The 17,625-nt window shown below is 68.9% G+C and carries 14 protein-coding genes; 10 read left to right on the top strand and 4 right to left on the bottom strand.

Features of this window, described 5'->3' with window-relative positions; genetic code table 11:
• Positions 1 to 197: 197 nt before the first annotated feature.
• Positions 198 to 914, bottom strand: a complete 717-nt coding sequence (locus tag CCO03_RS13910) for a helix-turn-helix domain-containing protein (RefSeq protein WP_087281992.1) — start codon at positions 912 to 914, stop codon at positions 198 to 200.
• A 149-nt stretch (positions 915 to 1,063) separates the two neighbouring features.
• On the opposite strand from CCO03_RS13910, the gene hemN reads away from it, so the two are divergent.
• The 4 genes from hemN to icd all read left to right on the top strand — a co-directional run bounded on the left by hemN (position 1,064) and on the right by icd (position 6,599).
• The gene (hemN, locus tag CCO03_RS13905; RefSeq protein ID WP_236903836.1) at positions 1,064 to 2,470 is read left to right on the top strand and encodes an oxygen-independent coproporphyrinogen III oxidase; all 1,407 of its coding nucleotides are present in this window, start codon (positions 1,064 to 1,066) and stop codon (positions 2,468 to 2,470) included.
• Positions 2,471 to 2,674: 204 nt separating this feature from the next.
• Positions 2,675 to 4,273, top strand: coding sequence for a 23S rRNA (uracil(1939)-C(5))-methyltransferase RlmD (rlmD, locus tag CCO03_RS13900; RefSeq protein ID WP_236903833.1), 1,599 nt, complete (start codon positions 2,675 to 2,677; stop codon positions 4,271 to 4,273).
• Between the two features lie 65 nt (positions 4,274 to 4,338).
• Entirely contained in the window at positions 4,339 to 4,983 is a 645-nt protein-coding gene (locus tag CCO03_RS13895; RefSeq protein ID WP_087281986.1) for a glutathione S-transferase family protein, read from the top strand.
• Between the two features lie 359 nt (positions 4,984 to 5,342).
• Positions 5,343 to 6,599 (top strand): NADP-dependent isocitrate dehydrogenase, encoded by a 1,257-nt coding sequence (gene icd, locus CCO03_RS13890; RefSeq protein ID WP_087281984.1) that lies wholly within the window; start codon positions 5,343 to 5,345, stop codon positions 6,597 to 6,599.
• 385 nt (positions 6,600 to 6,984) lie between these two features.
• Here the strand turns inward: icd and CCO03_RS13885 are convergent, their stop codons facing one another.
• Positions 6,985 to 7,638, bottom strand: a complete 654-nt coding sequence (locus tag CCO03_RS13885) for a glycine zipper 2TM domain-containing protein (protein ID WP_087281982.1) — start codon at positions 7,636 to 7,638, stop codon at positions 6,985 to 6,987.
• A gap of 494 nt (positions 7,639 to 8,132) precedes the next feature.
• The gene (locus tag CCO03_RS13880; RefSeq protein WP_236903832.1) at positions 8,133 to 9,362 is read right to left on the bottom strand and encodes a YeiH family protein; all 1,230 of its coding nucleotides are present in this window, start codon (positions 9,360 to 9,362) and stop codon (positions 8,133 to 8,135) included.
• 84 nt (positions 9,363 to 9,446) lie between these two features.
• On the opposite strand from CCO03_RS13880, the gene CCO03_RS13875 reads away from it, so the two are divergent.
• The 5 genes from CCO03_RS13875 (at position 9,447) to CCO03_RS13855 (ending at position 15,627) form a co-directional block, all read left to right on the top strand.
• Positions 9,447 to 10,349, top strand: coding sequence for a LysR substrate-binding domain-containing protein (locus tag CCO03_RS13875; RefSeq protein WP_087281978.1), 903 nt, complete (start codon positions 9,447 to 9,449; stop codon positions 10,347 to 10,349).
• 239 nt (positions 10,350 to 10,588) lie between these two features.
• On the top strand, positions 10,589 to 12,733 hold the full coding sequence (gene ligA, locus CCO03_RS13870) for an NAD-dependent DNA ligase LigA (protein ID WP_087281976.1): 2,145 nt from the start codon (positions 10,589 to 10,591) through the stop codon (positions 12,731 to 12,733).
• On the top strand, positions 12,730 to 12,918 hold the full coding sequence (locus CCO03_RS13865; protein WP_087281974.1) for an oxidoreductase-like domain-containing protein: 189 nt from the start codon (positions 12,730 to 12,732) through the stop codon (positions 12,916 to 12,918). The genes ligA and CCO03_RS13865 overlap by 4 nt, the downstream gene beginning before the upstream one ends.
• Positions 12,919 to 13,047: 129 nt before the next feature.
• Positions 13,048 to 14,163: an NAD(P)/FAD-dependent oxidoreductase gene (locus CCO03_RS13860; RefSeq protein WP_087281972.1), complete on the top strand. Its 1,116-nt coding sequence runs from the start codon at positions 13,048 to 13,050 to the stop codon at positions 14,161 to 14,163.
• Positions 14,164 to 14,292: 129 nt separating this feature from the next.
• The gene (locus CCO03_RS13855) at positions 14,293 to 15,627 is read left to right on the top strand and encodes an MgtC/SapB family protein (protein WP_236903829.1); all 1,335 of its coding nucleotides are present in this window, start codon (positions 14,293 to 14,295) and stop codon (positions 15,625 to 15,627) included.
• A 13-nt stretch (positions 15,628 to 15,640) separates the two neighbouring features.
• On the opposite strand, the gene CCO03_RS13850 is transcribed toward CCO03_RS13855, so the two are convergent.
• Complete coding sequence (locus CCO03_RS13850) at positions 15,641 to 16,330, bottom strand: hypothetical protein (protein ID WP_087281970.1); 690 nt, start codon at positions 16,328 to 16,330, stop codon at positions 15,641 to 15,643.
• A 311-nt stretch (positions 16,331 to 16,641) separates the two neighbouring features.
• Between CCO03_RS13850 and CCO03_RS13845 the strand changes: the two genes are divergently transcribed.
• Positions 16,642 to 17,592, top strand: a complete 951-nt coding sequence (locus CCO03_RS13845; protein WP_236903827.1) for an EamA family transporter — start codon at positions 16,642 to 16,644, stop codon at positions 17,590 to 17,592.
• Positions 17,593 to 17,625: the final 33 nt, after the last annotated feature.

Here is a 17,625-nt window from a genome sequence, read left to right as displayed (position 1 = left end):
TACACAGCGTTGGTTGGGGTATGCGCTGATGCCCGTTCATGCTTAAACGCCGATCTGCCCATACTCCCGTTGCGGGTTGTTCGGGGAACAGCCTGTGCGAGACAAACCCGCTCAGGCTGGAAGGTGCAAGAGTATGCCAGCTGCCTGCGGTCGCCCCGGCGTGAACACGGCCGTGGCCCCCGGCGTACCCGCCATCGTCACTGGGTGATGGCCTGGGTCATGCGCTCCAGCGCATCGGTGTTCAGGATGCGCACGTGGCGTTGCTTGACCTCGACCACGCCCGCTTCGGCGAACTTGGAAAAGGTGCGGCTCACGGTTTCGAGCTTCATGCCCAGGTAGCTGCCGATTTCCTCGCGCGTCATGCGCAGCACCAGCTCGGACTGCGAGAAGCCCCGCGCGTGCAGGCGCTGCACCAGGTTGAGCAGGAAGGTGGCCAGGCGCTCTTCGGCGCGCATGCTGCCCAGCAGCATCATGACGCCGTGTTCGCGCACGATCTCGCGGCTCATCACGCGGTGCACGTGTTGCTGCAGGGCGGGGATGGCGCGCGAGAACTCCTCCACGCGCTCGAACGGCATCAGGCAGACCTCGGAGTCTTCGAGTGCGATGGCGTCGCACGAGTAGTGGCCTTGGGCCAGGCCGTCCAGGCCGATGATTTCGCCCGCCATCTGAAACCCCGTCACCTGATCGCGGCCGTCGGGCGTGGTGACGGCGGTCTTGAAAAACCCCGTGCGCACGGCGAACAGCGAGCTGAAGGGGTCGCCGCTCGAGAACAGGTGGCCGCCCCGCAGCACCTTGCGCCGGGTCGTCACCAGCGCATCCAGCCGCGACATCTCCTCCGGGCTCAGGTCCACGGGCAGGCACAGGTCGCGCAGGTTGCAGTTGGAGCAGGCGACGTGGGTGGCGGGAAGGGTCATGGCCGATTCAGTGTAAGTCAGAGGGCTGACTTCCGGGGGGTGTAGGTGCAGGTCATTTTGACCCAGCCCGCCGCGGGGCGGGGGCCTTCATTGCGGCCGGTTTGACCTGGGTCAAACCGCACGCTCATCGGCTGCGCGACAGTGTGACCATGCCAGCCGCTCCGATGCCCACGCCCGACCTGTTGCGCCGCCACGATGTGTCCGGGCCGCGCTACACGTCCTACCCCACGGCGGACCGTTTCGTGGACGCCTTCGGCGAAGCCGACTACGTGGCGGCCCTGCGCCTGGCGCGCCGTGCCGGGCCGCGCGCGGTCCGGCCGCTGTCGGTCTACGTGCACATTCCGTACTGCGAGCAGCTGTGCCACTACTGCGCCTGCAACAAAATCGTCACGCGGCACAAGTCGCGCGGGGCCGAGTACCTGCAGTTGCTCAAGGCGGAGCTGGCCCTGCACGTGCGCCACCTGGCGGACGCCGCCGGGCCGGTGCGCCCGCGCGTGAGCCAGCTGCACCTGGGGGGCGGCACGCCCACGTTCCTGAGCGACGCCGAGCTGGCCGAGCTCATGGATGCGCTCAAGACCCACTTCGAGCTGGTGCCCGGCGGCGAGTACGCGATCGAGATCGACCCCCGCACGGTGACGCGCGAGCGGCTCGCGCACCTGGCGCAGCTGGGCTTCAACCGCCTGAGCTTTGGCGTGCAGGACTTCGACCCCGCGGTGCAGCAGGCCGTGCACCGCGTGCAGCCGGCCGAGCAGGTGCTGGCCTTGACCGCCGACGCGCGCGAGCTGGGCTTCGACGCCATCAACGCCGACTTGATCTACGGCCTGCCCAAGCAAACGCCGGCTTCGTTCGCGCGCACGCTGGAACAGCTGGGGCAGATGCGGCCCGACCGCGTGGCGCTGTATGCCTACGCCCACCTGCCGCAGCGCTTCAAGCCGCAGCGCCGCATTGCCGATGGCGACCTGCCGTCGCCGGCCGACAAGCTGCAGATGCTGGCCAACGCCATCGCGCAGCTGGGCGAGCTGGGCTACGAGCACGTCGGCATGGACCACTTCGCGCTGCCCGGCGACGCACTGGCTGTGGCCAAGCGCCAGGGCCGCATGCAGCGCAACTTCCAGGGCTACAGCACCCAGCCCGATTCGGACCTCATTGCGCTGGGGGTGTCGGCCATCGGCCGCGTGGGGGCCACCTACAGCCAGAACGCCAAGACGCTGGAGGCGTACGCCGACGCCATCGCCCGCGGGCACCTGCCCGTGGTGCGCGGCCTGGCGCTGACGCGCGAAGACCTGCTGCGCCGCGCCGTCATCATGGCCGTGATGTGCCAGGGCGAGCTGGACATCGAGGCGCTGGAGACCAGCCACGGCGTGCGCTTTGCCAGCCATTTCGACGCCGAACTGAGGCGGCTGCAGCCGCTGGTGGCCGAGGGACTGGTGACGCTGGATGCCCGCGCCCTGCGCGTGACCCCGCTGGGCTGGTACTTCGTGCGGGCCATCGCCATGGTGTTCGACAAGCACCTGCAGACCGATCTCGACCGCGCGCGCTTCTCGCGCATCATTTGATGGCTGTGGTGTGATGCAGTATGGATGCATGGCCGTTTATATGTGAACGAGAATGAACGAATACTGCTCAGAAGCGTGAAGGCGTGACGACCAGCCTTTGCCCGTCGCGGTGCCCGCGGCCCGGCTGGGGTGCGCCCCCGCCGCGCCGGGGCCTGCGGCAAGGGCGGCACGCTTCGCCGGCCTCGCCGCTGCGACAATCGGGGCATGAGTGCCACGATGACGTCCGCGCCCGAGAGCGCGTCCCGGTCCGCCCCCGATGCGGCGGCTTCAGCCCCTTTGTCGACCGAGCAGACGGCCGATGCGCCCACGCTGCCGGTCGACCTGCCCCCGCGCCCGGCCAATGTGCCCGAGTCCGCGCTGTACATCGCCTCGCTCGACATCGAGGGCAAGGGCATCGCGCGCAAGCCCGATGGCAAGGTGGCCTTCGTCGACGGCGCGCTGATCACCGAGTGGGTGGAGGCCAACATCCACCGCAAGAAAAACGCCTGGGAAGCCGGCACGGTGACCACCGTGTACCGCGAGTCGGCCCAGCGCGTGACGCCGGGCTGCCCGCATGCCGGCCTGCACGCCGGCGCCTGCGGCGGCTGCAAGGTGCAGCACCTCGAAGCGCGGGCGCAGGTGGCCGTGAAGCAGCGGGTGCTCGAAGACAACCTGTGGCACCTGGGCAAGGTCAAGGCAGAGCGCGTGCTCGCACCGATTCAGGGGCCGACCTGGGGCTACCGCTTCCGCGCCCGCCTGTCCGTGCGCCACGTGCACAAAAAGGGCGAGGTGCTGATCGGCTTTCACGAACGCAAAAGCCGCTACGTGGCCGACATCCGCACGTGCAAGGTGCTGCCGCCCCACGTCAGCGCCTTGCTGCTGCCGCTGCGCGCGCTGATCTTCGGCATGGAGGCGCGCGAGACCTGCCCGCAGATCGAGCTGGCCTGCGGCGACGAGGTGACGGTGCTGGTGCTGCGGCACCTCGAGCCGCTGTCGCCCGCTGACCAGGAACGCCTGCGCGCGTTTGCCGCCGAGCACGGCGTGCAATGGTGGCTGCAGCCCAAGGGGCCGAACACTGTGCATCCCATGGACGAGGCCGCCGCCGCTGCGCAGCCGCTGAGCTACGCGCTGCCCGAATTCGGCATCCGCATGCCGTTCAAGCCCACGGACTTCACCCAGGTCAACCCCTTCATCAACCAGGTGCTGGTGGGCCGCGCGCTGCGCCTGCTGGACGTGCAGCGCGACGAACGCGTCATCGACTGGTTCTGCGGCCTGGGCAATTTCACGCTGCCGCTGGCGACGCAGGGCCGCGAGGTGCTGGGCATCGAGGGCAGCGATGCGCTGGTCGAGCGCGCCAAGGCCAACTGGGCGCACAACAGCGCCGCGCGCGACACGCAGGGGCTGGGCGCGCTGGCGCCCACCGGGTTCTTGGCGCGCAATCTGTTCGAGATGACGGGCGAGCGCATCGTGGCCGATGGCGTGGCCGGCAAATGGCTGGTCGACCCCCCGCGCGAAGGGGCGTTCGCCCTGGCCAAGGCCCTGGCCGACCTGCACCAGGCGCAGCGGCTGGCACGCGGCGAGGCCGTGGACGCCGATGCCGACGAGCAAGCCGAGCTGCACCGCCTGGCCCAGGCCGCGCAAGGCTGGCAGCCGCCCCGCCGCATCGTCTACGTGAGCTGCAACCCGGCCACGCTGGCGCGCGATGCCGGCCTGCTGGTGCACCGCGCGGGCTACCGCTGCACGGCGGCCGGCGTGGTCAACATGTTCCCCCACACCGCCCACGTGGAAAGCATGGCGGTGTTCGAACGCATTAAAACTGACTGAGTATCGGCTTGTTGCCGTCTTATGGATAACGGCGATGGACTGATACTGCCGCAAGGACTTCACACATGGCTGATTTGACACTCTACTCGGCGCGTGGCACCTGCGCGCTCGCCACCCACATTGCATTGATCGAGGCGCAGGCCGATTTCGAGCTGGTGCTGCTGGACTTTGCCCAGCAGGCCCAGCGCGATGCGCGCTACCTCGCCCTCAACCCCAAGGGCCGTGTGCCGGCGCTGCGCACGCCCCACGGCGTGCTGACCGAAACCGTGGCCTTGCTGGCCTACGTGGCGCAGGCGTTTCCACAGGCCGGGCTGGCGCCGCGTGACCCGTTCGCCTTCGCCCAGCTGCAGGCCTTCAACGCCTACCTGGCCTCGACCATGCACGTCTCGCACGCCCACCGGCCGCGCGCCGTGCGCTGGGCCGACGACGAAGCCGCCCAGCGCGCCATGCAGGCCAAGGTGCCGCAGAACATGCGCGACAGCTGCGCCTTCATCGAGGCCAACCACCTGCAGGGCGACTGGGTGATGAAGGAGGGCTTCAGCGTTGCCGATGGCTACCTGTTCACCATGACGGGCTGGCTGGCCGGCGATGGCGTGGACATGGCCGAGTTCCCGCGCATCGCGGCGCACCATGCGCGCATGCTGGGCCGCGCATCGGTGCAGCAGGCCCAGGCCCAGCTCGACGCCGCCGAGCTGGTGGCCCACGTCTGAGACAGGAAGGGTGCGACTGTCGCGCCACGCGCCAAGGCTTTCTGTCGCAGGTCGCGATGAAGGCGGTCAGCGAGTTGTCTTCGACACGTGTCGGTCCCGGCCTGCGCAGGCGGTGCGCACTGTGGGGTGACTCGGCCAGCGCACCTGGCAGGCCAGGCGCCCGAGGTCGGCGCGCGCAGGGTGTGCGCACCCCTGGCGTCCGGCTTCCGGCGGCTTGAACCGGCGCACGGGTGCATCCCCGCCGTTTCAGCGCTGACAAGGCCTGCCGTGCCGGAAAGGGCATTTTTTCTCAGTAAAATGGGCAGGTTTTGCGCCCTGGCGCACTGCGCTCAATCCCCCTCTTTTGGAGACCCTTACACATGTCGTACCAGCACATCAAAGTGCCTGCCGAAGGGCAAAAAATCACCGTCAACGCCGACAACTCGCTGAACGTGCCCGACCAGCCCGTCATCCCCTTCATCGAAGGCGACGGCACGGGTGGTGACATCACGCCGGTGATGCTCAAGGTGGTGGACGCTGCCGTGGCCAAGGCCTACGGCGGCAAGCGCAAGATCCACTGGATGGAGGTCTACGCTGGCGAGAAGTCGACCAAGGTCTACGGCCCCGACGTGTGGCTGCCCGAAGAAACCCTGGCCGCCGTCAAGGACTACGTGGTGTCCATCAAGGGCCCGCTGACCACGCCCGTGGGCGGTGGCATCCGTTCGCTGAACGTGGCCCTGCGTCAAGAGCTGGACCTGTACGTCTGCCTGCGCCCCGTGCAGTACTTCGACGGCGTGCCGTCGCCCGTCAAGGAGCCGCAGAAGACCAACATGGTCATCTTCCGCGAGAACTCGGAAGACATCTACGCTGGCATCGAGTTCGAAGCCCAGTCCGACAAGGCCAAGAAGCTCATCAAGATCCTGCAAGATGAGTTCGGCGTGAAGAAGATCCGCTTCCCCGAAACCTCGGGCATCGGCGTGAAGCCGGTCTCCAAGGAAGGCACCGAGCGCCTGGTGCGCAAGGCCATCCAGTACGCCATCGACAACGACAAGCCTTCGGTCACCATCGTGCACAAGGGCAACATCATGAAGTTCACCGAAGGTGGCTTCCGTGATTGGGCCTACGACCTGGCCAAGAACGAGTTCGGCGGCGTGGAGATCGACGGCGGCCCGTGGCTCAACGTCAAGAACCCCAAGACCGGCAAGGACATCGTGATCAAGGATTCGATCGCCGACGCCTTCCTGCAACAGATCCTGCTGCGTCCGGCCGAGTACAGCGTGATCGCCACGCTGAACCTCAACGGTGACTACATCTCCGACGCCCTGGCCGCGCAAGTGGGCGGCATCGGCATCGCCCCGGGCGCCAACCTGAGCGACACCGTCGCCATGTTCGAAGCCACCCACGGCACGGCACCCAAGTACGCTGGCAAGGACTACGTGAACCCCGGTTCCGAAATCCTGTCGGCCGAAATGATGCTGCGTCACATGGGCTGGACCGAAGCGGCCGACCTGATCATCAGCTCGATGGGCAAGTCCATCAAGAGCAAGAAGGTCACCTATGACTTCGCCCGCCTGATGGACGGTGCGACCCAGGTGTCGTGCTCGGGCTTTGGCCAGGTCATGATCGACCACATGTGATGAGGTCTCTGGGCGTTTCGCCCAGTCCATCCAACAAGCCGCTTCCCTCTGGAGGCGGCTTTTTTTCGTCCCATCGGGCCGTTTCTGAATCCACCGTTGGCCCAGCCAAGACGCATCAGGAAAAGTAAGATTGGTGGCAGTATCTGCTCATTTCCGTTTTGATGTCATCGGCAATGAATGCATACTGCCTTCTTAGCGAAAAAGCCAAACCCGCCACGGCGTCTACCTCATGTCAGGCCTGTGACTTCGTGCGGCGCGATGCAGGCATGGGGGTCCCGATGGGAGGCGCACCCGTTGTGCGCGCAAGGTGTGTGGCCTCTTGGGTGCCGGCTGCTGCCAGGCCAGGGCGTGCCCAGAACCGGGCCGCTGCTGCCGCCCGCGGTACTCAGCGGTAGAACTGCTGGCCGTCGAAGGCCACGCGATCGCCGATGCGGATGGCCGGCGGGTTGGCGTAGTCCACCGTGCGCACGCTGCCCGAATCCATGCGGGCGGTGACGCGGTACATCACGGCCGTGGTCTGGTAGGACGCGGCCGTGCCGATGGCGCTGCCGATGAGCGCGCCGGCGATGACCCCGGCGAGCGTGTTGGAGCCGCGGTTCCAGCGGTGGCCGCTGCTGTTGCCGATGGCGCCGCCCACGATGCCGCCAATGGCCGTGCCCGCGGCCGCGCTGGCCTGCGGGTTGGCGCGGTAGCCGATGCGGCGGACGTCCACCACCTGGCCGGTGCTGTCGCTGTAGGCCTGGCCTCCGTAGGCGCGGCTCTCGTCAGCACGGTAGTCGTAGGCGGGCTGACCGGCATAGCCCCCTGCGTAGCCAGGATCGGAGTAGGCCGGGGCGTAGCGGCCATCCGGCACCCCATAGCCCGAGTAGGCCGGGGCGTAGATGGCCTGGCCGGCCAGGGCGGGGTTCACGTTGTTGACCGTGTGGGCCGGCGAGGCATACGGCGGCGCATAGGGCAGGGGATAGACCGCGCAGCCTCCCAGGCTGGCCAACAGCAAACCGGCCAAGGCGCCCACGGCGGTGCGATGCGGGGTGAACATGGTGAGGTGTCCTTTCCAGACGGCGCCCGGGGGTGTCGCCGCACGACGAGGTCACCCGGATGCTCAGCTGCGCACTGTAGGCCCACCTGCGGCAGGGGCGTGCGAAGAAATGTGTCTGGTCTGCAAAGAGGGTGAGGAAGTTGCGGTCACGTTGCGGGTGATGGCGGTGCGGAGGGCGACGGGGCAGGGATCACGCCGCCCTTCACATCGGTTGAAGCCCGGGGCGGTTTCCGGGCGCCATGCGGCTGACGAAGACCTCGCTCGGCTGAAGCGGCTTCCGCGTCACCAGGCCCCGTGCAATTCGGTGTTCCTGGCCTCTTTGGACGCTCGATGCAGAGGGTGTGTGTTGGAGTATCAGGTCACACTCGACTAATATGAAAAGACAATTGATGAATACTGGTCAATAAGTCTGAATTCCAATTTCCGCAGACGCCCACGGGCAGCGCGACCGCCTGTTGTTCGGCGCGCGAGGTGTTCGCCTGGCACGAAACGCCTCAACCCAGGCCGTACGCCAGCACGCTCAGCAGGCCACCCCCCAGCACCAGCCAGGCGAACAAGGCCGCCGCCAGCAGCGCGGCGCGTGGCCCGGCCTGGCGAATCGCGCGCAGGTGCGTGGTGGCGCCCAGCGCCGCCATGGCCATGGCCAGCAGGCCGTCGGCCAGGCCGTTGGCCGCGGTCACTGCGGCGGGCGGCAGCACCCCGGTTGAGTGCACGGCCACGGCCACCAAAAAGCCGAAGGCGAACCACGGGATGGTGATGGTGGCCAGCAGCGTTCCCAGCCGACTGCCGGCTGGCGCCGAGGGCCGACCCGACGGGCCGCCGGTGCGGGCCACGGTGTGGCTGTGGGTGGCCGCGCCGTGCCCCGGCAGCGGCTGGCCCCGCGGAGCCGTCGCCACCGACGTGTCGCGCCAGGCCAGCCAGGCCGACAGGCCCAGCAGAAAAGGCGCCAGCATCATCACGCGCGCCAGCTTGGTGACCAGGGCGGTTTCGGTGAACAGCGGGCCGATCATGTTGCCCGCCGCCACGACCTGGGCCACCTCGTGCACCGTGGCCCCGATGTAGACGCCGAATGCCTGGGGCGCCAGCGCCAAGCCGTCGCGCGCGACCAGCCACAGCGCGGGGTAGAGGAACATGGCCAGCGTGCCGAACACCACCACGGTGGCGACGGCGACCGCCGCCTGATCGCTGTCCGCCTTGACCACCGGCGTGGTGGCCACCACGGCGGCGGCGCCGCAGATGCTGCTGCCGGCGCCGATCAGCAGGGCCAGCCGCGGCTCCAGGCGCAGTACGCGGATGCCCAGCCAGCAGGCCAGGCCGAAGGTCGAGGCGATGACGAGGGCATCGACCACGAGCGCGCCCGGGCCCACGGCGCCCAGGTCGGCCAGCGTGATGCGCAGGCCGAACAGCACGATGCCCAGTCGCAGGAGGCGCGATTTGCTCAGCTGGATGCCGGGCTCGCACAGGCGGGCCAGACGCGGGTACACGGTGTTGCCCACCACCAGGCCCAGCACCACGGCCAGGGTCAGCGCGCCCAGACCGTGGGCGCGCATCCAGGGCGAGCTGCCCAGCCCCACCGCCAGCGCGGCCAGGCCCGCGGCCAGCGCCAGCCCGGGCACCTGTTGCATCCGCCGGTGCAGCCGGCTGGGCCCGGGCAGGGCAGCAGGTGTGACCGGCGGGCCGGGTGTGGCGGGCGCGGCAGAAAGGGGCGTGGCGGCAGCGTTCATGCGGTGAACTCTAGGCTGCGTCCATTCACAAGTAAAACAAATAAATAAGCTAATATCTACCAGTTATATGCATAGGAGGCCACCGTGCGCCTGAGCCTGCGGCAACTGCAACTCTTTTGCGCTGTGGCGCGCACTGGCACCACCACGGCGGCGGCCGAGGCCATGGCGCTGTCGCAATCGGCCACCAGCGCCGCCATCAACGACCTGCAACACGCGCTCGGCATCCGCCTGTTCGAGCGCGCGGGCCAGCGCCTGGTCCTCAACGAAGCGGGGCGCGCGCTGCTGCCGCGGGCGCAGAACTTGGTGCTGCAGGCCGAATCCATCGAGGCCGACTTCGGCGCCGCGGCCGGCCTGCAGGCGGTCAAGCTGCGCCTGGCGGCCAGCTCCACCGTCGGCAACTGCCTGCTGCCGCAGCTGCTGGCCCGCTGGTCGGCGTCGTTCCCGCGTGCGCAGGCCGACGTGGTGATCGGCAACACGGCCGAGGTGGTGCGTGCGCTCATGCAGTTCGAGGCCGATCTCGGCTTCATCGAAGGCCCTTGTCATGAGCCCGGCCTGCAGGTGCAGTTCTGGCGCCGCGACAACCTGGTGCTGGTCGCCTCGCCTCAGTCGCCGCTGAGCCAGGCGGCGCAGCGGCGCCCGCTCACCAAGGCCGACCTGCGCGAGGCGCGCTGGCTGCTGCGCGAAGCCGGCTCGGGCACGCGCGAGGCCGTTGACCAGGCCCTGTTTTCGCAGCTGGGCCGCATCGACGTGGCCTGCACGCTGAGCAGTGGCGTGGCCATCGTGCAGGGGGTGGCGGCGGGCCTGGGCGTGGCCTGCCTGTCCGAGCTGCTGGTGCAGGACGCGGTGGCGCGCGGCGAGCTGGTGGTGCTGGCCAACGCCCTCAAGCCCGTGCGGCGCGACCTGTTCATCGTGCGCCGCCAGGGCACCGAACTCACTCCGGCCTTGCAGCACCTGGTCGACCTGGCCCTGGCGCCCGAGGCCGCCTGATGTGCCCGATGGCGGCCAGCGCGCCATGCACGGCCGCTGTGCAGCGCAACCTGGCAGGGGCCGGTCCAAGGCGCTGTCTACCGGGGCGCCGTCGGCCGGATGGGCGCCGGCTGTCCGCCGGGCCGATGAGGACGGTGGACTTCTTAGAATCACGCCTCGCCCGCCCACCCAGGCCGCTGCGCCGCCGCGCGTGCGCGGGCCCCACACGCCATGCACACCACCACAGGGGAAACAGCCAGATGTCCGATCCACACACCCAGGCGCCTGGCGCAGACCTGATCGCCAGCAAACTGGCCGAGGCCACCGCGCGCGCGCTGCAGCTGCGCGCCCAGCTCAACCAGTGGGCCCATCAGTATTACGTGCTCGATCAGCCCACGGTTCCTGATGCGGAGTATGACCGTGTCTTCGTTGAACTGCAGACGCTGGAAGGGCAATACCCCGCTTTGCTGACGGCTGACTCGCCGACGCGGCGCGTGGGCGGCGCCGTGCTCGACGGCTTCACGCCGGTGCGCCACCGCGTGCCCATGCTCAGCATCCGCACCGAAACCGACACCAGCGAGCAGGGCGCCTACACCTTCGACGCGCGCGTGCACCGCGAGCTGGAGCTGCCCGAGGGCGCGCCGGTCGAGGGCGGCTACGTCGCCGAGCCCAAGTTCGACGGCCTGGCCATGAGCCTGCGCTACGAGCACGGCGTGCTGGTGCAGGCCGCCACGCGCGGCGATGGCGAAACCGGTGAAGACGTGACGCAGAACATCCGCACCATCGGCCAGATTCCGCTGCGTCTGCAGGGTGCGAACGTGCCGCCGGTGGTCGAGGTGCGCGGCGAGGTCTACATGCGCCGCGACGATTTCGAGCGCCTGAACGAACGCCAGCGCGAGCGCATCGCCCAGGGGGCCAAGAACGAGCGCACCTTCGTCAACCCGCGCAACGCGGCGGCTGGCGCCGTGCGCCAGCTGGACCCCGGCATCGCGCGCCAGCGGCCGCTGAGCTTTTTCGCCTATGGCCTGGGCGAGGTCTCGCCGCCCGCCAACGGCGGCCCGGTGTTCGCCACGCAATGGGACATGCTGCAGCAGTTGCGGGCCTGGGGCTTCCCGGTGTCCGAGCTGGTGCGGGCCGTGCCCGATGCGGCTGGCCTGGTGGCCTTTCACGCCGACGTGGCCGGCCAGCGCGACCGCCTCGCGTTCGACATCGACGGCGTGGTCTACAAAGTCAACGCGCTGGCGCTGCAGCGCCGGCTGGGCTTCGTCAGCCGCGAACCCCGCTGGGCCGTGGCGCACAAGTACCCGGCGCAGGAGATGATGACCACGGTGCTGGCCATCGACATCCAGGTCGGCCGCACCGGCAAGCTCACGCCCGTGGCCAAGCTGGCGCCGGTGTTCGTCGGCGGCGTCACCGTCACCAACGCCACCCTGCACAACGAGGACGAGGTGCTGCGCAAGGACGTGCGCATCGGCGACACCGTCATCGTGCGCCGCGCGGGCGACGTGATCCCCGAGGTCGTCAGCACCCTGGTGGACAAGCGCGTGGCCGGTGCGCTGCCGTTCCAGATGCCGCACCAGTGCCCCATCTGCGGCGCCGAGGCCGTGCGCGAGCCCGGCGAGGCCGACTGGCGCTGCAGCGGCGGCATCTCGTGCCCGGCGCAGCGCAAGGAGGCCATCAAGCATTTCGCCCACCGCCGCGCCATGGACGTGGAAGGCCTGGGCGACAAGCTCGTCGAACAGCTGGTGGACGCGGGCCTGGTCAACACCTTGCCCGACCTGTACCGCCTGGGCCTGAGCGCGCTGGCCAACCTGGAGCGCATGGGCACGCGCTCGGCGCAGAACCTGGTCGATGCGCTGGACAAGTCCAAACAGGCGACGCTGCCGCGCTTTCTGTTCGGCCTGGGCGTGCGCCACGTGGGCGAGACCACGGCCAAGGACCTGGCGCGCCATTTCGGCAGCCTGGATGCCGTGATGGACGCCAGCGTGGCGCAGCTGCTGGACGTGCCGGACGTCGGGCCCATCGTGGCCGAGAGCGTGCACACCTTTTTCGCCCAGCCGCACAACCGCGAGGTGGTGGCGCAGCTGCGCGCCTGCGGGGTGCGCTGGGACGAGTCGAGCGGCGATGCCGGCGCGCCCAAGCCGCTGGTCGGCAAGACCTTTGTGCTGACCGGCACCTTCCCCACCCTGAGCCGCGACCAGGCCAAGGACATGCTGGAAGCCGCGGGCGCCAAGGTGTCGGGCTCGGTCAGCAAGAAGACCGACTACGTGGTCGCCGGCGCCGAAGCCGGCAGCAAGCTGACCAAGGCCCAGGACCTGGGCGTGACCATCCTGGACGAAGACGCCATGCTGGCGCTGATCGCCGCGGGTGTGGCTGCGGCCGATGACGGCGGAGCCCAGGCATGAGCGCGCTGCCCACGACATCCACCCCCGCCAACGACCCGCGCCCCGTGCCACCCGACGAGCCGCAGCCCGGCGAATGCTGCGAGAGCGGCTGCGACCCCTGCGTCTGGGACTTCTACAACCAGGAGCTGGCGCACTACCGCCAGGAGTTGGCACGCTGGCTGGAGCGGCACCCCGAGGCGCGCTGATGGGGCGTCCGCTGGGGTGCCGCTGCGGACGGCGCAGTTCGAGCTGAAGCAATCAAGGGGTATGGGCCGGTTGTCGTTCTTATGTGAACGGCAAGGGCCGGATACATCCAACAACCGACAGGAGACGACATGGACCGGGTAGACGCAGTGGTGGTGGGCGCGGGCGCCGTGGGGCTGGCCGTGGGGCGGGCCTTGGCGCAACAGGGGCACGAGGTGGTGGTGCTTGAAAAAGACACCGCCATCGGCCAGGGCGTGAGTTCCCGCAACTCCGAGGTCATCCACGCCGGCCTGTATTACGCGCCGGGCTCGCTCAAGGCCAGGCTGTGCGTGGCCGGCAAGGCCATGCTGTACGCGCTGTGCGAGCGCCACCACGTGCCCCACCAGCGCTGCGGCAAGCTGGTGGTGGCGACCGACGCCTCGCAGCACGCGGCGCTGGACCGCATCGCGCAGACGGCGGCCACCAACGGCGTGCCCGTCGAGTGGAAGACGGGCGACCAGACGCGGGCGCTGGAGCCGGCCCTCAACGCCTCGGGCGCGCTGTGGTCGCCCAGCACCGGCATCGTGGACAGCCACGCCTACATGCTGGCCATCCAGGCCGAGCTCGAGCACGCCGGCGGCGTGGTGGCGCTGGGCAGCGCGCTGCACGGCGCCCAGCTGGCCAACGTGACCGGCGACGCCCACGTGCTGACGCTGGCCGACGGCACCCAGCTCGCCACCCCCCGGCTGGTCAATGCGGCGGCGCTGCACGCCTGCCAGCTGGCCACGCGCTTCGAGGGCCTGGCGCGCGAGCACGTGCCCACGCCGCACTACGCCAAGGGCAGCTACTACACGCTGGCGGGCAAATCGCCGTTCACGCACCTGGTCTATCCGGCTCCCGTTGACGCCTGGCTGGGCGTGCACGTCACGCTGGACCTGGGCGGCCAGGCGCGCTTCGGCCCCGACCTGGAGTGGCTGGACACCGACGAACCCGACGCCATCGACTACCGCGTGCAGCCCGAGCGCGCCGAGGTGTTCTACGCGGCCGTGCGCCACTACTGGCCCGGCCTGCCCGATGGCGCGCTGCAACCGGCTTACAGCGGCGTGCGCCCCAAGATCCACGCGCCCGGCACGCCCGCGCCCGACTGGCGCATCGACGGCCCGGCGCTGCATGGCGTGCCTGGCCTGGTCAACCTCTTCGGCATCGAATCGCCGGGGCTGACCAGCGCGCTGGCAATCGGCGAACACGTGGCCGAGCTGCTGCGCTGAGTGCCTGGCCCAGTATGTGGAAGTTCCCGTTTTCTGCAGAACGGGTGTTGCCCCATACTGGTGAAGGTGGTATGAATGGCGGTTTGGCGGCGCCAGCGTGCGTCGGCATGACCGTGAGGGTGTGAGATCGTGGATGTGAATGTGTCGGCGGGCTTGCCGCATGCCGAGTGGCCGTACCTGCAAATCATCGTGCGCTGCGTGCTGGGGCTGGCGCTGGGCCTGCTGATCGGGCTGGAGCGCGAGCGGCGCGGCAAGGAGGCGGGGCTGCGCACCTTCGGCTTCGTCAGCATCCTGGGCACCATCGGCGGCGCGCTGGGCACGCCGTATGCCGTGTCGGTGCTGTGGCTCACGGCCATCCTGCTCATCATCCTCAACGTGCAGTCGCTGCGGACCAACCAAGGCACCGAGCTGACCACCTCGGCCGCCATGCTGGTCACCGCCCTGTGCGGGGTGCTGGTGGGACTGGGCCACACCATCGCGCCGGCCGCCATCATGGTGCTGTCCACGGCGCTGCTGGCCTGGAAGGAGCGGCTCTCGGGCTTCACCATGGGCCTGACCGAGAGCGAGCTGCGCTCGGCCCTGCTGCTGGCCATCCTGGCCATCGTCATCTACCCCGCGCTGCCTGTGGGCGCGGTGGGCCCCTGGGGCCTGGTCGAGCCGCGTGCGGCCTGGGTCACGGTCATCCTCATCGCGGCCATCGGCTTCTTCAATTACGTGATCTGGAAGATCTACGGCGCGCGCGGCACCGAGATCTCGGGCTTTTTCGGTGGCCTGGTCAACTCCACGTTCACGGTGATCGAGCTGACCACGCGCGTGCGCCAGATCGGCGCCTCGTTCGTCGAGACGGCCTACCGCGGCATCCTGCTGGCCGTCACCGCCATGGTGGTGCGCAACGCCACCTTGCTGCTGCTGCTGGCGCCCATGGCGCTGGTGGGGTCGGTGCCCGCGTATGCGCTGATGCTGGCCGCCTGCGTGCTGCTGGTGGTCATCAGCTACCGCACCCCGCTGGCCGGACAGGCCGGGGCACCAGCGCTGACGCTGGATTTGCCGTTCTCGCTGCCGCAGGCCCTCAAGTACGGTTTCCTGTTCCTGGTGCTGCACGTCCTGGGCGGCATGACGGAGCGTCAGTTCGGCGACCTGGGCTTTTACTTCATCTGCGTGGTGGGCGGTGCGCTTTCCAGTGCCAGCGCCGTGGCGGCCGCGGCGGCCCTGTCGGCGCAGGGCAGCATCACGCCCACGGTGGCGGGCACGGGCGCCGTGATCGCCTCGTTCACCAGCATCGCCTTCACGCTCGTCTTCATCACGCGCGCCCGGAACAAGGCCCTCATGTCCCGCATGGTCTGGTCCATGGGCTGGGTGGCGCTGGCCGGTGTGGCCGGTGTGCTGCTCAGCCACCTGGCCGAGCCGTGGATCATGCACTGGGTGCCCCGGCTCACGGGCTTGCCCGATCTACCGCGGCGCTGACGCGGGGCTGGAGTCAGGTGCTTCGTCGCCGCCAACCCAGCACACCCAACAGCAGACCCAGCGCCAGCAAGGCCGAGGCACCGAGCGTGGGCACAGGCGTGGGTGTGGCGATGAGGCGAGGTTGGCCAAAGGTCGTCGTGGTGTCGCATGCACCGGTGAAAGGCACCGGATTGCTCCAGGCGGCAGACGCCATCTGAACGCCGCCGCTGGCGTCGTCGAAAGACGGATCGCTGATGACGCTGTCGCCAAAAAGACAGGGTTGCTGCCGGTGGCCAGCCAATAGGCCTCTGGTGACGTGAAACCGCTGAAGGTGTAGCTCGTCGGGCCGTTGAAAATGCCCCTGGCTGAACATGGCCGTCAATGCCCCGCTGCCATCGGTGCTGGCGGCGCCCATGGTGTTCGCGGCTGATCCGGTGACCAGATCGGCGACGAAAAGCGCGTTGCCGGCGTTGTTCATGCGCAAGATGGCGCAAGTCACGTTGTCGGCGGTGCCCCAGGTTTGCGCATTGGGGCTGGCGCCGCCGTTGTCGAGCACCAGGGTGAGTGTGTAGGCCTGGCCGTCGAGGATTTGGGGAAAGCTGGAGTTGGCGATGACGCCCTGATACGTGGTGGCGTACGGTGCAGCGCTGGCGATGCTGCTGGCGCACAGCAGAGCAGCGGCCAGTGAACGGGGCCTGGGGCGTGCGGGAAGGGTGATGTGCATGGCGTCTCCTCTTTTCAAATGACTGGGCTTTCGGTGCTTTCAAAATGCTCTGGCCGCGATGGAAGCGTTTGAAGCCGTGCTGACAACGAGCGGGCCAGTCCAAACCAGACACCCATGCTGTTGTCGAGATCGATGTCTCCTGTCAGTCTCGGGCTCAGGTGTATTTAATCCAGTGTATTCCATAAATTTATGAATGGATTGTGTTGTTGATGTTTGGATTAATGATGCTCACGTGCTGGTCATCGGGCGTGGCGTGCGCAGCACTCTCGCGTGACGAGGGCCGCGGGTGCTGCGGCTGACACACTCGCCGCATGACCACGAACACGATGGATTGGGGCACGACGTTCACCTGGCTGTGGGTGCCGGTGGTGCTGCTGGCCGCGGGGGCGCAGACGGTGCGCAACGCCGCGCAGCGCTCGCTGACGGGCAGCCTGGGCACCTGGGCGGCGACCCTGGTGCGGTTTCTGTACGGCTTGCCTTTCGCGCTGGGCTGCCTGGCCTTGCTGTACCTGCTGCCGGCCGAGATGCCGGCGGCGCCGCGCCTGAGCTGGACCTATGTGGGCTGGATTGCGCTGGGGGCCGCGTTTCAGATCGGCGCCACGGCAGCGCTGCTGCTGGCCATGCAGCAGCGCAACTTCGCCGTTGCGGTCACGCTGTCCAAGTCCGAGGTGCTGCAGGTGGCGCTGTTCGGCGCCGTCTTCCTGGCCGAATGGCCCAGCGCCAACATGTGGCTGGCCATGGGGGTGGCGACGGCCGGCGTGATGCTGCTCAGCGTGCCGCCAGCGGGCGCCGGCACGCGCCTGTCGCCGCGGACCTGGCTGTCGCGCTCGGCTGGCTATGGCCTGTTGTGCGGCGCCTGCTTTGCGATTGCCACGGTGGGCTTCCGGGGCGGCGCGCTGGCGCTCGACGCGCCCACGCCGTGGCTGTCCGCGGCCTGGGGCGTGACGCTGGCGCAGCTCATGCAGTCCATCGCACTGGGGACCTGGATCGCCTGGCGCGAGCCCGCGGGGCTGATGCCGGTGCTGCGCTCGTGGCGCGTGTCGCTGCTGGCGGGCTCCATGGGGGCCATGGCGTCGCTGCTGTGGTTCGCGGCCTACGCCATGCAAAGCGCCTCGGCGGTGCGCACCGTGGGCATGGTCGAGGTGGTCTTCAGCCTCGTGGTGTCACGCCGCGTGTTCCGCGAACGCCTGCGCCGCACCGAAACCTTGGGTCTGGCGCTGATGGGGGTGGGCATCGTTTACCTGTGTTGGCAGTATCTGTGAGTTGCCGATGATGTGAAAACGGGATGGTGGCCA

It is taken from the genome of Comamonas serinivorans, assembly GCF_002158865.1.
Classification (GTDB): domain Bacteria; phylum Pseudomonadota; class Gammaproteobacteria; order Burkholderiales; family Burkholderiaceae_C; genus Comamonas_E; species Comamonas_E serinivorans.
Note: the sequence above shows the minus strand (reverse complement) of the source record. Positions and strands in the feature narration are given on the sequence as shown.

Excerpts from the sequence above, each read along its gene's own strand:
- CCO03_RS13845 (WP_236903827.1), top strand. The coding sequence starts at position 16,642 with ATGACCACGAACACGATGGATTGGGGCACGACGTTCACCTGGCTGTGG.
- CCO03_RS13860 (WP_087281972.1), top strand. The coding sequence starts at position 13,048 with ATGGACCGGGTAGACGCAGTGGTGGTGGGCGCGGGCGCCGTGGGGCTG.
- CCO03_RS13885 (WP_087281982.1), bottom strand. The coding sequence starts at position 7,638 with ATGTTCACCCCGCATCGCACCGCCGTGGGCGCCTTGGCCGGTTTGCTG.
- CCO03_RS13865 (WP_087281974.1), top strand. The coding sequence starts at position 12,730 with ATGAGCGCGCTGCCCACGACATCCACCCCCGCCAACGACCCGCGCCCC.
- CCO03_RS13850 (WP_087281970.1), bottom strand. The coding sequence starts at position 16,330 with ATGCACATCACCCTTCCCGCACGCCCCAGGCCCCGTTCACTGGCCGCT.
- CCO03_RS13910 (WP_087281992.1), bottom strand. The coding sequence starts at position 914 with ATGACCCTTCCCGCCACCCACGTCGCCTGCTCCAACTGCAACCTGCGC.
- ligA (WP_087281976.1), top strand. The coding sequence starts at position 10,589 with ATGTCCGATCCACACACCCAGGCGCCTGGCGCAGACCTGATCGCCAGC.
- CCO03_RS13895 (WP_087281986.1), top strand. The coding sequence starts at position 4,339 with ATGGCTGATTTGACACTCTACTCGGCGCGTGGCACCTGCGCGCTCGCC.
- icd (WP_087281984.1), top strand. The coding sequence starts at position 5,343 with ATGTCGTACCAGCACATCAAAGTGCCTGCCGAAGGGCAAAAAATCACC.
- hemN (WP_236903836.1), top strand. The coding sequence starts at position 1,064 with ATGCCAGCCGCTCCGATGCCCACGCCCGACCTGTTGCGCCGCCACGAT.
- rlmD (WP_236903833.1), top strand. The coding sequence starts at position 2,675 with ATGAGTGCCACGATGACGTCCGCGCCCGAGAGCGCGTCCCGGTCCGCC.
- CCO03_RS13880 (WP_236903832.1), bottom strand. The coding sequence starts at position 9,362 with ATGAACGCTGCCGCCACGCCCCTTTCTGCCGCGCCCGCCACACCCGGC.